Annotated in this window: 8 protein-coding genes and 1 pseudogene; 2 read left to right on the top strand and 7 right to left on the bottom strand. The window is 69.3% G+C overall.

Translation table 11 applies throughout. The features are described 5' to 3' along the window. Positions 1–402: 402 nt before the first annotated feature. Entirely contained in the window at positions 403–3,537 is a 3,135-nt protein-coding gene (locus tag LMJ29_RS00200) for a transglycosylase domain-containing protein (protein ID WP_377656270.1), read from the top strand. Further along, positions 3,534–5,363 carry a gamma-glutamyltransferase family protein gene (locus LMJ29_RS00205; RefSeq protein WP_229602751.1) on the top strand — a complete coding sequence of 610 codons (1,830 nt, stop codon included), beginning with the start codon at positions 3,534–3,536 and terminating at the stop codon, positions 5,361–5,363. Before LMJ29_RS00200 ends, LMJ29_RS00205 begins: the two co-directional genes overlap by 4 nt. On the opposite strand, the gene LMJ29_RS00210 is transcribed toward LMJ29_RS00205, so the two are convergent. From LMJ29_RS00210 to LMJ29_RS00240, 7 genes and pseudogenes are all read right to left on the bottom strand, one after another. After that, positions 5,364–5,588, bottom strand: coding sequence for a VF530 family protein (locus LMJ29_RS00210; RefSeq protein WP_229602753.1), 225 nt, complete (start codon positions 5,586–5,588; stop codon positions 5,364–5,366). Between the two features lie 62 nt (positions 5,589–5,650). Next, a complete protein-coding gene (locus tag LMJ29_RS00215) occupies positions 5,651–6,517 on the bottom strand; it encodes an FHA domain-containing protein (protein WP_229602755.1) in 867 nt (288 codons plus the stop codon). A 49-nt stretch (positions 6,518–6,566) separates the two neighbouring features. Then, positions 6,567–8,291, bottom strand: coding sequence for a serine/threonine-protein kinase (locus LMJ29_RS00220; RefSeq protein WP_229602756.1), 1,725 nt, complete (start codon positions 8,289–8,291; stop codon positions 6,567–6,569). Positions 8,292–8,303: 12 nt separating this feature from the next. Next, positions 8,304–9,092: a PP2C family protein-serine/threonine phosphatase gene (locus tag LMJ29_RS00225; protein ID WP_229602757.1), complete on the bottom strand. Its 789-nt coding sequence runs from the start codon at positions 9,090–9,092 to the stop codon at positions 8,304–8,306. 283 nt (positions 9,093–9,375) lie between these two features. Then, positions 9,376–10,869 carry a sodium/proline symporter PutP gene (gene putP, locus LMJ29_RS00230; protein WP_229602758.1) on the bottom strand — a complete coding sequence of 498 codons (1,494 nt, stop codon included), beginning with the start codon at positions 10,867–10,869 and terminating at the stop codon, positions 9,376–9,378. 557 nt (positions 10,870–11,426) lie between these two features. Next, positions 11,427–13,484 (bottom strand): annotated as a pseudogene (locus LMJ29_RS00235) (TonB-dependent receptor). Between the two features lie 259 nt (positions 13,485–13,743). Next, on the bottom strand, positions 13,744–14,508 hold the full coding sequence (locus LMJ29_RS00240; protein ID WP_229602759.1) for an AraC family transcriptional regulator: 765 nt from the start codon (positions 14,506–14,508) through the stop codon (positions 13,744–13,746). Positions 14,509–14,655 lie beyond the last annotated feature (147 nt).

A 14,655-nucleotide genomic window follows, 5' to 3' on the forward strand; every position in this document is an offset into this window, starting at 1 on the left:
CGTCGATGTCGCTGCGTTAGTGGAACGTGCACCGGGAACGAGTTCCCTCTACAGAAGCGCCTACAGGGAGGTGCGCCGGCGGCGACGGCCAATCCGCCTACCGAAGGCGATGCCGTCGCTGGAGGGAGGGCCGGCCACGGAGACGACGAAGGCCGGCGCGCGCATGGCGCTGGCGCGTCAAGCACCTCGACGCCAAGGCAATTCGCAAGCGGTTGATCTTGAGGCTCGAAGCGATATTGCCGGCCCCCGGGCCAAGCCACCTCGCTCGCCTTTGCCATTCGTCGCCCGGTTGGCTCGTCCGGGCAAACTCCCTGCCGCTCTGTGCCGCGTCTCGCAGGCGACTGCTGGCGAATCCGGCTAAGCTGTTGTCAGCATTCGATAATAATCATGGATAGGTCCGCCATGGGTGCCTCCGAGCCATCCTCCGCAATTGCCGATCAACCGGCTTGTTCCCCTGCACGTCAGAAAGCCACGGCGGCCAGCAAACGGCGATTATGGCGAGTGCGTGCCGGCTTCGCCGTCGTCCTGCTGGCGGGGACCGTGGTTGCCGGCCGGTGGTTGATGGAGGAGGCTCGCACCGCCGAATGGCAGTCGCGCCTGATCGTCGACTGGTCGAGCAAGCTCGGCTTCGACGTCGAGCCCGGGCCGAGCGACGCCATCCGCTTCCCCAGCCAGGGACCGTTCGACCAGCGCCTGGGCTACGTCGGCCTGCCGGAGTTCATCCGCCGGCTGACCAGTCAGGGCTACGTGATCGAGCGGCAGGCGCGCTTCTCGCCGGCGCTGCTGGAGTACACCGACCACGGCCTGTATCCGCCCTATCGCGAGAAGACCCACGCCGGCCTGGACGTCAGCGACTGTCGCGGCGAGCCGATGTTCAACTTCCGCCACCCGCAGCGCCACTACGACCGCTTCGGCGATATTCCGCCGCTGGTGGTGGCCAGCCTGCTGTTCATCGAGAACCGCCATCTGCTCGACCAGGACGAGGTGTACCAGAACCCGGCGGTGGACTGGCCGCGCTTTCTCAGGGCCGCCTGGAGCCAGTTGGCAAGCCGGCTGAATCCGGACACCGACTCGGCCGGTGGCAGCACCCTGGCCACGCAGATCGAGAAGTTTCGCCATTCGCCGGAAGGACGTACGACCAACGCCGCCGAGAAGCTCCGCCAGATGCTCTCGGCGAGCGTGCGCGCCTATCACGAGGGGCGCGAGACCCTGCCGCTGCGCCGGGAAATCGTCCACGACTACGTCAACAACGTGCCGCTGTCGGCGGCGGCCGGCTATGGCGAGGTGCACGGCCTGGGCGACGGTCTGTGGGTGTGGTTCGCCGCCGACTTCGCCAAGGCCAACCGGGCGCTCGCCGGCGGGCCGCAGGTCAATCTCGCCGAGCAGGGTCTGGCGCTGCGCCAGGTGCTCGCCCTGATGATCGCCCAGCGCCGCCCGTCCTGGTATCTGGCCGACGGCCGTGCCGAGCTGGCGACGCTGACCGACAGCCATCTGCGCGTACTGGCCAATGCCGGGATCATCCCCCCCGCCCTGCGCGACGCGGCGCTGCAGCAGCAGCTGGCGTTCCGCAACCCGGCCACCGACCCGGCGCTGCCGCCGGTGCCGCCGGACAAGGGCATCAGTACCGTGCGCACGCGGCTGGTGCGTCAACTGGGCATGCCGCTGTACGATCTCGACCGCCTCGATCTGTCGGTCGACGCCACGCTCAACCAGCCGTTGCAACAGGCGGTCAGCGAGTACCTGGACAAGCTGGTCGATCCGGCCTTCGCCGAGCAGATGGGCCTGTTCGGCGAGCGCCTGCTCAGCCCCGAACTGACCGCCGACGTACGTTACAGCTTCACCCTGTTCGAGCGCGGCGCCAACGGCAACCGGGTGCGCGTGCAGACCGACACCACCGGCCAGCCGTTCGACATCAACGAGGGCAGCAAGCTGGAGCTGGGCTCCACCGCCAAGCTGCGCGTGATGGCCACCTACCTGGAGATGGTCGCCGAGCTGCATCAGCGCAATGCCGGCAAGACGCCGGCCGAGTTGCGCGAGCTGTATCACGCCGCCCACGAGCGCGACAACCTCAGCCGCTGGGCGCTGGACTGGCTGCGGGTCAATCCGCAGGCGACCCTCAGCGAGATGCTCGATGCCGCGCTGGAGCGCGAATACTCGGCCAGCCCCGGCGAAACCTTCTTCACCGGCGGCGGCGCGCACGTCTTCAACAACTTCCGCCGCGAGGACAACGGCCGCCGGCCGACCATGCGCGAGGCCCTGCGCGAGTCGATCAACCTGCCGTTCGTGCGTCTGCTGCGCGATCTGGTGCGCTACAGCACCTATCAGATGGAGAGCAGCACCCAACTGCTCTCCGACGACAAGGACCCGCGCCGCCTCGAATACCTGGCCCGCTTCGCCGACAACGAAGGCACCGTGTTCCAGCGGCGCTTCTGGCGCAAGTACCGCGACAAGTCCCCGCAGGAAATGCTCGACACCCTGCTGGAGGGCCTGCGCCTGAGTCCGCCGCGCCTGGCGGCGATCCACCGCTACCTGTTCCCGCAGGCCAGCCGGGAGGAATTCGCCCAGGTCATGAAGGCCGAGCTGGGCACCCGCCTGCCGCCGCCCAAGAAGCTCGACGAGCTGTACGACCGCTACGGTCCCGGCGCCTACAGCCTGCCGGACCAGGGCTACATCGCCCGCGTCCACCCGCTGGAGCTGTGGCTGATCGGCTACCGCCTGCAAAAACCGCAGGCCACCCTGGAGGAGACGCTCGCCGCCAGCCGCGACGAGCGTCAGGAAGTCTACGGCTGGCTGTTCAAGACCCGTCACCGCAGCGCCCGCGACAGCCGCATCCGCACCATGGTGGAGGTCGAGGCGTTCACCGACATCCACCAGCGCTGGTTGCGCCTGGGCTTCCCCTTCGACCACATGGTGCCGTCGCTGGCCAGCGCGCTGGGCAGCTCCGGCGACCGGCCGGCGGCGCTGGCCGAGCTGATGGGCATCATCCTCAACGACGGCGTGCGCCTGCCGACCGTGCGCATCGACAACCTCGACTTCGCCATCAACACGCCCTACGAGACCCGCTTCGAGCGCCTGCCGACCGAAGGCGAACGGGTAATGCGCAGCGAGGTGGCGACCGCCCTGCGCGGCGTGCTCTCCGAGGTGGTGGAAAAGGGCACCGCGCGCCGTCTGAAGGGCCTGCTGACCCAGGCCGACGGCCAGCCGATGATGATGGGCGGCAAGACCGGCACCGGCGACAACCGCTTCGAGACCGTGACGCGCAGCGGCTGGGTGACCAGCTCCACGGCGCGCAACCGTACCGCCACCTTCGTGTTCTACCTCGGCCCGCGCCACTTCGGCACCCTCACCGCCTACGTCGCCGGGCGCGAGGCGGAACGCTTCAGCTTCACCTCGGCGCTGCCGGTGCAGACCCTCAAGGGCATGCTGCCGATCCTGCAGCCCTACCTGCTGGCCGAAGCTACCGCCTGCCAGGCGCCGGCAGGCGAAAGCCAAACCGCGTCGGAGATGCTGGTCAACCGCAAGGCCCCGGCGCCATGACCCGGGCCCCTTCCGGCGCCCGCGTCGGCGCCGGTTGGCGCCGCGCCGCCCTGCTCCTCGGCCTGCTGCTCGCCGGCTGCGCCGCAACGCCATCCGGCCCGTCGCTGCCGATCCGCCCCATTCAGCCGGAGGCCGCCAGCGGCTATCAGGCCAAGCCGGGCTGGCAGCTTAAGCACTACGCGGTGGCCGCCGCCAATCCGCTGGCCGCCGAGGCCGGCCGCGCCGTCCTGCAGGCCGGCGGCAGCGCGCTGGACGCGGCGATCGCCGTGCAGATGGTGCTCGGTCTGGTCGAGCCGCAGTCCAGCGGTCTCGGCGGCGGCGCCTTCCTGCTGCATTGGGACGGCCAGCGCCTGGACGCCTGGGACGGCCGCGAAACCGCCCCGGCCGCCGCCGACGAGCAGATGTTCCTCGGCAGCGACGGCCGGCCGGTGCCGTTCATGGAGGCGGTGCTCGGCGGCCGCTCGGTGGGCGTGCCCGGCGTGCTGAAGATGCTCGAAGCGGCGCACCGCGCCCATGGCCGCCTGCCCTGGGCGGCGCTGTTCGTGCCGGCCATCGACCTGGCCGAGCAGGGCTTCGCCGTCAGCCCGCGCCTGCACCAGCTGCTCGCCGCCGACCAGTACCTGCGGCTCGATCCGGCCGCCGCCGCCTTCTACTACCACAGCGACGGCTCGCCACTGGCGGTCGGCGAACGGCTGCGCAACCCGGCGCTGGCCGAGGTGCTGCGGCGTATCGCCCGCCAGGGCAGCGCCGCCTTCTATACCGGAGCGGTCGCCGAGGATCTGGTCAGCCGGGTGCGCCGCGACCCGCGCAGCCCCGGCCGCCTGCAGCTGGCCGATCTGCAACGCTACCGGCCGCTGCGCCGTGAGGCGCTGTGCCAGCTGTGGCTGGCGCAGTACCGGGTGTGCGGTTTCCCGCCGCCCTCCTCCGGCCAGCTGACCCAGATGCAGATCCTCGGCCTGCTCGAGCAGTTGCCCACACTGGATAACGAGTTGGAGAACGGCCGCCCCAGCGCCGCGTTCCTGCACCGCTACAGCGAGGCGGCCAAGCTGGCCTTCGCCGACCGCGCCCAGTACATCGCCGACCCGGACTTCGTGGCGCCGCCGGCCGGCGACTGGCGCAGCCTGCTCGCCCCGGCCTACCTCAAGCAGCGCGCCACGCTGATCGGCGAGAAGAGCATGGGCAGCGCCAGCGCCGGAGTGCCGGGCGGCACGCCGCTGGCCTGGGCGCCGCAGGCCGCCCAGGAGGAGTACGGCACCAGCCATATCAGCATCGTCGACGCCCAGGGCCAGGCGCTGGCGATGACCAGCAGTATCGAGCAGGCCTTCGGCGCCCGCCTGCTCAGCGACGGCGGCACCGGTTTGCCGGGCGGCTTCCTGCTCAACAACCAGCTGACCGACTTCGCCCTCGCCCCGCGCGATGGCCAGGGCCGCCCGGTGGCCAACCGCGTCGAGCCGGGCAAGCGGCCGCGCTCGAGCATGAGTCCGACCCTGGTGTTCGATGCGGGGAACGGCAGCCTGCTGGCCAGCCTGGGCGCGCCGGGCGGCGCCGGGATCATCCACTTCAACGCCAAGACCCTGCTCGGTCTCTATCAATGGCGGCTGGACGCCCAGCGCGCCATCGACCTGCCCAATTTCACCAACTTCAACGGGCCGACGGTGCTCGAGAAGGAGCGCTTCCCGACGGGCACCCTGGAGGCGCTGCGCGCGCTGGGCCAGGAGGTCGAGGAAGGCGAGTTGCCCAGCGGTCTGCAGGCGATCCAGCGCAACGCGCAGGGCTGGTTCGGCGGCGCCGATCCGCGTCGCGAGGGCGTGGTGCTCGGCGAGTGATCAGCCGCGCCGCTGCTGCAGCTTGACGTAGAGCGCCTCGACCTTCTCCCGCGCCCAGGGCGTGCGGCGCAGGAAGGTCAGGCTGGACTTGATGCTGGGGTCGCTCTTGAAGCAGCGGATGTCGACGCGCTGGGCCAGCCCGTCCCAGCCATAGTGGGCCACCAGCTCGGTGAGCAGGGCTTCGAGGGTAACGCCGTGCAGGGGGTTCTTCGGGGCTTGGCTCATGGGGACTCGACCGGGAAGCGGAACAGGGGCGCGCAGGATAACCCAGGCGCCCGCCGCCGTTGTCAGTGACGCAGCAACACCAGAGCCGCGCCCACCACCGCCAGCAGCACGGCACTGCCGATCAGGATCACCCGCTTCAGTGCGTTGCCTTCGTCCGCCGCGGCCGCCACCGCCACAGCCGGGGCGGCGGCGCGCAGCGGGTTGGCGGTGGCGCCGCCGCGGCCGGTCTGCGGCTTTTCCACCGGCTTGGGCAGGTCGATGGCGCGGACGAACTGGGTGGCGTCGCTGTCTTCCTCTTCTTCGACCGCCGGGCGGCCGTCGATCTGCGGGCCGATCACCAGCAGGGTCACCGAGCCCATGCGCACCTCGTCGCCCGGACGCAGCTCGGCGGTGGCGACCTTCTTGTGGTTGACGTAGACCCCGTTGGCCGAAGCCAGGTCCTTGACCTCCAGCACGTCGTCCTTGAGGAAGAACTCGCAGTGGCGGCGCGACAGTTCCGGGTCGCTGAAGCACAGCTCGCTCTTGGGCGAGCGGCCGAAGCCGATGCCGCCCGGCTGGAGGTGGAACTTCTTGCCCACCTGCTCGCCGCTGGTGACCTGGAGGAACCAGCGCACCGTGGCGTCGGGGCGCACATTGGGCGTCTTGCTGGGTTCGAGCAGCAGCAGCTCGACGTTGCCCAGGCGCACGCGATCGCGCGAGCGCAGCTGGTACTGGCCGCTGATGCGCTCGTCGTTGACGAAGGTGCCGCCCGCGCTGTCGCAGTCGCGCAGGTAATGACGACCGTCCTGGAGGAGGATCTCGGCATGGAAGGCGCTGATCCCGGGATCGCCGAGGACCAGCTGGTTGCGGCGATCCTGGCCGATGGCGAAGCGCTCTTCGACCAGCCAGATGGGCGCCTGTCGACTGTCCTTGAAGTGCAACTTGAGCATGGGGGCTACGAGTCCTGTGCTGTATGCCGCGCTGGTCGGGGCGGCTCCCTCATTGACCGAAAAGGTTGTTCCACACCCGTTTGATCGGGTTGTTGTCCTGCGTCTGGCTGGTGCTGCCGGTCGACCGTTGCGGGGCCGGCCGGCTGGCCCGGGCGGCCTGCGCGGCGCGCGCCTCGGCGAGCAGCGCCTGGTGTTCGTCGCGCATGGCGAGCAACTCGGGGTCGTCCGGCTGCACCTGCAGGCCGCGCTCGATCATGGCCAGGGCCTCGGGGAAGTTGCCGCGCCGGTAGGCGCCCCTGGCCATGTCGCGGTACTGCAGGGCGACCCGCTGCAGGCCGTCCAGCGCCGCCTGGTTGCCCGGTTCCAGGTCGAGGACCTGCCGATAGTGGAACACCGCGCTGTCGTCCTCGGGCTGCAGCAGCCGCTGCTCGGCGAGGTTCTGCTCGGCACGCGCCAGGTGGCCGGCGATACGCGCCTCCTGCAGACGACGCAGACCGTCGAGCGCACCGGCATGCTGGCCGTCCAGGGCCAGCGCGGCACGGAAGTAGTGGTCGGCACTGTCGTCGGCCGGCTCTAGCAGCTGGCCCTCGCTCAGGCGTTGCTCGCCGACGCTGAGCAGGCCGGCGATGCGCGCCGCGGTGACCCGCTGCAGCCCCTCCAGGGCAGCGCGGTTGCGTTCTTCGATGTGCAGCACCTCGTTGAAGTAGTACTCGGCATTGTCCTGCGCCGGCTCGACCAGTTGCCCGACGGCAAGGCGCTGCTCGGCCTGGGCCAGCAGATCGTCGATGCGCTTCTGCTGCTGCCAGTAGAGGCCACCGGCGGCCAGGGTGACCAGTAGCGCCAGCACGCTGAGCACCATCGGCCACACCGCCTTGCGCGGTTTGGCTGCGCTCTCGCCCCCCCCTGCCGGCAGCGCGTCCACACGCGATGCGCTGAGGCCGACGGCCGGGCCGATGCGGGTCTCGTCGGGATCGCCGAGTTCGATCTGCTCCAGCGCCGCCAGCAGCGCGCGACAGTCGGCGAAGCGTTGCTCGGGGTCCTTGGCCAGCATGCGCGCCAGCAGGCCCTGGCAGGCGGCCAGCGGCGTCGGCAGCAAGGGCGTCGGCATCTGCACGTGGTTCATCACCGTCTGCGTGTAGTTGCTGGCGCGGAACGGGTTGCTGCCCGTGAGCAGCTCCAGGAGGATCACACCCAGGCTGTAGATGTCGCTGCGCGCATCCAGCGGCTGGCACTGCGCCTGCTCCGGACTGCTGTAGGCCGGGCTGCCGACGGCGATGCCGAACTGGGTCAGCTCGCTGTCGAGATCGAGGTCCTTGGCCACGCCGAAGTCGGTGAGCACTGCGGTGCCGTCGCCGCGGAACAGGATGTTGGCCGGCTTGACGTCGCGGTGCACCAGGCCCTTGTCGTGGACCACCGCCAGGCCGCTGGCGATCTGGCGGACGATGGCCAGGGCGCGCTCGGCGGCGAACACTTCGCCCTTGTGCTGCGCCAGGTCGCCGCCGGGCAGATATTCCATGGCCAGGTAGTGGCGACCATCGGCGAGCTGGTCGATGTCGTAGATGGTGATGATCGAGGGGTGGTGCAAGGACGCGACCAGGTGCCCTTCCTTGATGAAGCGCTGGATGAACTCCTGGTCCTCGGACTTGCTGAGGATCTTGATCGCCACCTTGCGCTGCAGCGACTGCTGGGTGGCGAGGTGGACTTCGGCCATGCCGCCCTGGCCCAGCGGGCCATGCAGGGTGTAGCCGGGAATTTGCAATGCACTGTCGCTCATGATCGGCGCCGGTCAGGTCTTGGCAGTTTTGAACAGTTTGTCGAACAGGCCGCGCGGCGCCTCGCTGGCGACCGGCGCGGCGGCGAGGCCGAGGACGATGCAGGAGATGTTGTCCCGCCCGCCCTCGCGGTTGGCTGCCTCGACCAGTTGGCTCACCAGGGCGTCGAGGGTGTCCGCGTCAAGGCAGATCCGCTGGATCTGCGCATCGTCAAGCTCGCCGGTCAGGCCGTCGCTGCACAGCAGCAGCAGCTCGCCGTGGCCCAGGGTGCCCTGCACCCGGTCCACCGTCAGCTCTTCCTCGGCGCGACCGAGGCACTGGGTCACCACATTGCGCCGCGGATGACGGCTGGCCTGCTCGGCGGTCAACTGGCCGGCGTCGACCAGCGCCTGGACCAGGCTGTGGTCGCGGGTCAGCCGCTCGATGGCCGTTGCGCCGATGCGGTAGGCCCGGCTGTCGCCGGCCCAAGCCACCTCGAAATCCATGCCGCTGAAGCGCACCGCCACCAGGGTGGTGCCCATGCCGCAGCTAGCCTCGTCGGCAGCCGCCGCGGCGAGGATGGCGGCATTGGCGCCGTGGACGGCCTCGTCCAGTCCGGCGCCGCGCTGGCTCAGCTTGCGCAGGGTCTTCACAGCCAGGGCGCTGGCCACCTCGCCGCGCTGGTGGCCGCCCATGCCGTCGGCGACCGCCCACAGGTGAAGCGACGGGCAGCAGAGGATGGCGTCCTCGTTGTGCGGGCGGACTCGCCCGGCAACCGTCAGCGCCGCGTATCCCAGGCTATGAACGGGTAGCGTGATGGACATGCTCGCGGAGGCTCCCGGCTGGGCGTTGGAGGAAGACGCGGGACGGGTTCCCGGCGGGTGATGGCCGGATAATGGCCGCGGCGAAGGATAACCGGGCGCGTCACAGCAGAGTGTGGACTGCTTGGCACATCGCGGGGCTGCGCAGGGACGGACGGGGGCGGAGCGGCATGGCGGGCAAAAAAACGGCCCGCGTTTGCCATAACGCGAGCCGTAAAACACGGAGTGATCCGTGCCTGGTTGAGCTGCCGAGCGCGCCGCCACGGGGCGCGCCGGCCGATGAGGATCAGAGGTGGGCGTTGCGGTATTCCAGCTCGGCTTCGTCGAAGCGCTTGAGCATGGCCGGCGACGGCGCGTTGCCGATGCGGCTGAACACCAGGATGCCCAGGGTGCAGAGGATGAAGCCCGGGATGATCTCGTAGAGGCCGGTCCAGCCGAAGAAGTTCTTCCACAGCACCACGGTGACCGCGCCGAGCAGCATGCCGGCCAGCGCGCCGTTGCGGGTCATGCCCTTCCACAGCAGGGAGAGGATCACCACCGGACCGAAGGCGGCGCCGAAGCCGGCCCAGGCGTAGGACACCAGGCCGAGCACCTTGCTGTCCGGATCGGCGGCGATGGCGATGGCGATCACGGCGACCAGCAGCACCATGGCGCGGCCGACCCAGACCAGTTCCACCTGGGAGGCGTTCTTGCGGAAGAACGCCTTGTAGAAGTCCTCGGTCAGGGCGCTGGAGCACACCAGCAGCTGGCAGCTGAGGGTCGACATCACTGCGGCAAGGATGGCGGACAGCAGCACGCCGGCGATCCACGGGTTGAACAAGATCTTGGCCAGCTCGATGAATACGCGCTCGTGGTTCTGGTTCACCGCACCGGCCACGTCCGGGTGGGCGGAGAAGTAGGCGATGCCGAAGAAGCCCACGGCCACCGCGCCGGCCAGGCAGAAGATCATCCACGCCATGGAGATGCGACGGGCGTTGGGGATCGACTTGACCGAGTCGGCGGCCATGAAGCGGGCGAGGATGTGCGGCTGACCGAAGTAGCCCAGGCCCCAGGCCATCAACGAGATCACGCCGACGAAGCTGGCACCCTTGAGCATGTCGAAGTTGGCGGCGTCCTTCAGCTCGATGGCGGCGAAGGTCGGGTCCATGCCGCCGGTGGCGACCATCACGATGATCGGGGTGAGGATCAGCGCGAAGATCATCAGGCTGGCCTGCACGGTGTCGGTCCAGCTCACCGCGAGGAAGCCGCCGACGAAGGTGTAGCAGATGGTTGCCGCCGCGCCGGCCCACAGCGCGGTCTCGTAGGAGATGCCGAAGGTGCTTTCGAACAGGCGCGCGCCGGCGACGATGCCGGAAGCGCAGTAGATGGTGAAGAACACCAGGATCACCACCGCAGAGAGGATACGCAGCACGCGGCTGTTGTCCTCGAAGCGGTTGGTGAAGTAGTCCGGCAGGGTCAGGGCGTTGCCGTTGTGCTCGGTCTGCACACGCAGGCGACCGGCGACGAACAGCCAGTTGAGGTAGGCGCCGACGATCAGGCCGATGGCGATCCAGCTCTCCGACAGACCGGACAGGTAGACCGCGCCCGGCAGGCCCATCAGCAGCCAGCCGCTCATGTCGGAGGCGCCGGCGGACAGCGCGGTGACGAAGCTGCCGAGGCTGCGGCCGCCGAGGATGTAGTCGGAAAGGTTGTTGGTGGAGCGATAGGCGGCGAAGCCGATCAGCACCATGGCCGCGATGTAGATCACGAAGGTGATCAGGGTCGGGTTGGTCATGCTCATGTGAGGGGATCCCAGCGATGTTGTTATCCAGGCAGCGGCTTGTGGCCACGCCCACTGTGGCAGCAGGTACCCGCGGACCGGCGGCTCCGTGCCATCCGGCTGTGGAAAGGGATGACGCCCTTTCCCCGGGTTGCATCAATTGTTTTTGTCGTGCCGCACCCACACCCTGGTGCCGCATCTTTTCCTGAACAGGCGCACGTCAACCGCCCCGAGGAGCGGACTGGCGCCGCGCACTGCTCGCTCCCCCGCGCCGGGAAAGACGCCGCCGCTCCCGTGCCGATGCACAGCGGAAGCGGTCTGCGCTGACGAAACGCACTCGGCAGCGGCCAGCGCCGACCGGCGAGCATGCGGTCACCCGCCCTTGAGTGCCCGCAGCCGGTCTGTAGCGACACGCCACTGCCTTGAAGAGAATCCGCCTACATAATGGTTTAGCCCATGCATGCAGACGTGGGCAGACTCTAGTGGCACCCGGATGACGGCTTCTTGCAAAAGACTCCGGAGTTTTTGCGAAAAACTCCGGAACAGGTGCAACCAAGATGCAGCCAAGGTGCAACCAATCAAAACGTGAGGCGCCATCCGACGGTGAGGTTGCGCCCAGGCAGTAGCACCTCATCCTTGATCAGTGAGCTGTGCTGGCGCGCCTCGGCGTCCAGCAGGTTGTCCGCCTTGAGATACAGCTGATAGTCGGCCTGGCTCAGGCGACCGTGGTAGCTGAGGCCGGCGCCGAGCATGTTGTAGCCGGCGGTCGTGGTCTCGAAGGCGGCCAACTGGTCCTGGCGCTGCACCCGGTAGAACTCCAGCTGACCATCCAGGGCTCCGCCGAAGCGCTGCTCGAGGCGTACGCCCAGGCGGTCGGCAGGAATGCGCGGCAGGTCGCCGCCGTGGCGCAGCTTGCCGCGCACGCGGTCGCCGAACAGGGTGGCGGCAAAGCGCTCGCTGAACTGGTGGCGCAGCTCGGCCTCGCCGCCGCTGAGTACGGCGTCGGCCTGGCGGTACTCGACCACCCGGAAGGCGCTTTCGGTATCGAGGCCGAGGTCGGCGGCGTAGATGAAGTCGTCCACCTGATTGCGGAACAGGCTGAAGGTAAAGGTAGTCGGGCCGGCGAACTTGCGCAGGGTGACCTCCAGGTTGTGCGAGGTTTCCTCCGTGAGGTCGGGGTTGCCCAGCTCGATGGTGCGACTGGCGGCGTGCGGGCCGAAGGCGTACAGCTCCTCGGCACTGGGCAGGCGCTACGCGCGGGATAGCGACAGGCCCAGCGAGTAGGCGGGGGCGAAGGTCCACACCGCGCCCGCCGACAGCGAGGTGCCGGCGTGGTCGGTATCCGGCGCTCCGGAGTCGGCCTCGATGTCCTGCCACTCGTGACGTGCGCCCAGCTCATAGCGCCAGGCGCCGACCGCGTACTCCTCGAGGAGGAACAGCGCGTGGTTGCCGGTCAGCGTCTGTGGCATGGGGTTTTCTGCCGTGAAACGGGCGAAGTCGCGGCGGCTGGTCTGTCCGCCGAGCACGCCATGCCAGCCATGGAACGGCCGGTGGGTCAGCTCCAGCCGCGCTTCGCTGGCCTGGTTGTCGTAGATCGCCGCAGTCGCCTCCTCCTCGATCTCGCGGTGGCGGTAATCGCTGTGACCGGCGCGCAGGCGTGCCAGCTCGAAGCCGGGCAGGGGATCCTCCAGCTCGCCGCGCAGGTCCCAGCGGTCCTGCTCGAGACGGATGAAGGGCACCGCCCCGCCATGCTCCTCGTGCTCATCCCCCTCCTCGTCTTCGTGCTCCTCCTCTCCATGCCCGTGTTCGCCGCAGTGCCACAGCGCCTCGTCCTGGTGGCAGTCGGCGTGCTCGTGGCCCGGCAGGCCGTAGCGGTTTTCCTGGCGACTCCAGGCCAGGCCCAGATAGCCGCGCGCACCGATAAAGCTGCCGCCCAGGCTGTAGCTGTCGGTGTCGTTATGGGAACCGACCTGCTTGTCGCTGCGGGGCATACCCTCGGCGCGGGGGATCTCGTAGTCGTCGGCCTGACGCTTGACGCCTTCGACGCGCATGGCGACGTTGCCCGCTCCGGCGGTGATGCCGAACAGGCCCGCGCCCTCGTTGGCCACACTGTTGGCGCGCAGCTCCAGCTCGCCTTCGTAGCCCTTCTCGGGCACGTGGGTGGGCACCCGCTTGTCGATCACATTGACCACGCCGCCGATGGCGCCGCCGCCGTACAGCAGGGTCGCGGGTCCCTTGAGCACCTCGATACGCTCGGCCAGCAGCGGCTCGATGCTCACCGCATGGTCCTGGCTGGCAGTGGACGCGTCCAGCACGTCAATACCGTCGCTCAGCACCTTCACCCGCCCGCCGTCCAGACCGCGGATCACCGGGCGGCTGGCACCGGCGCCAAAGCTCGCCGCCTGCACACCGGGCAGGCCGTCGAGCGTCTCGCCGAGGGTCGCGGCGCGCTGCAGGACCAGTTGGTCGCCCTCCAGGATCGCGGCCGGGGCGGTCATTTCCTGGACGCTGCTGGCCAGCGCACTGGCGCTCACCACGCTGGCGTCGAGTTCGAGCGGCGCAGCCTCGCTGCCCAGCGCAGCCGGCGCCAGACCCACGGCGACAGCCCAGGCCAGCGGTTGGCGGATCGTTTTCATGCATACCTCGAATGAGCGAGACGACACGCTCCCTCGCGTCCGTCCGGAATGGCGGATAACAGACAGCCGCGCAGCCTCCCTGGTGGCGCGGGGTGGCGAATCTAAAACGTAATAACGTAACAATCAAGGGCGAATCGCCACGCTGCATGCGCTCGACTCAAGCGAGGTGCAGGGTGCTCAGTAGCGTGGGGAAGGACGCTCGCCTGCGCGGGAACGCAGGCAGCCAACGAGGATCAGGGCTGGAGCGGCTGGTCGCGGCTCAGTGGCTGCGCCGCAGGCCGCGCGGGGTCAGGCCGAGGTAGCGGCGCATGGCGGTGGTCAGCGCGCTCTGGCTGGAGAAGCCGCACTCCTCGGCGATGCGCACCAGGGGCAGCGGGCTGTCGCGCAGCAGGCGGCTGGCGCGATCGAGACGCGCCTTGAGCAGGTACTGGTGCGGCGTCAGGCCGAAGCAGTCCTTGAACTGCTGGTGGAAGTGGCTGGGGCTCAGGCAGGCGACCTGGGCCAGCTCGGCGACGCCGATGCGCCGGCCGAGATGTCGCTCGATGTGCGCCTCGATGCGCTCGCGGTCGAGTGGGGTGCGCTGCACGCTGCGCGTCTCGCCACGCAGGCGCAGGTGCAGGGCCTGCAGCAGCAAGCCGCCGAGCGCCCGGGCGAGCTCGGGCTGGTCGCCATAGCGCGCCAGTTCGGCGCCGGCGTAGGCGAGCAGATGCTGGAACTCGGCATCCAGCAGCGGATAGCGCGGCACGTCGAACAGCTCGCCGAGCAACGCCCGCTCCGCCGCCGGTGCGTCGTCGCAGGCGGCCGCGTCGGCCAGATCGAGGATCAGCATGCGATTGTCGCCGACCCCGGCGAAGGCGTGGGCGGTATCGCCCGGCAGCAGGCAAGCGCGCATCCGGCACACCTCGCCGCCCTTGCCCGCCACTTCGAATTCGGCGCGGCCGGACAGCGACAGCACCATCTGGTGGTGGCCGTGGGTGTGGGTGTGCGACTGGTCGGACAGGCGCACCAGGCGAATGTCGAGCATGGCGGGCGGACCGGAGGGCAAGGTAATTGAGCATTTTACTCAAGCTCGTCCCAGGGGCCCAGTCCCGCCCGGCGCGCATGCGACGCATGGTTGAAATGCCCGTCTGCGGCCCCATGTAGCCTGAAATCCCGAATGTGCAGGAACTTC

Source organism: Pseudomonas oryzagri, from assembly GCF_020831405.1.
GTDB lineage: Bacteria > Pseudomonadota > Gammaproteobacteria > Pseudomonadales > Pseudomonadaceae > Geopseudomonas > Geopseudomonas oryzagri.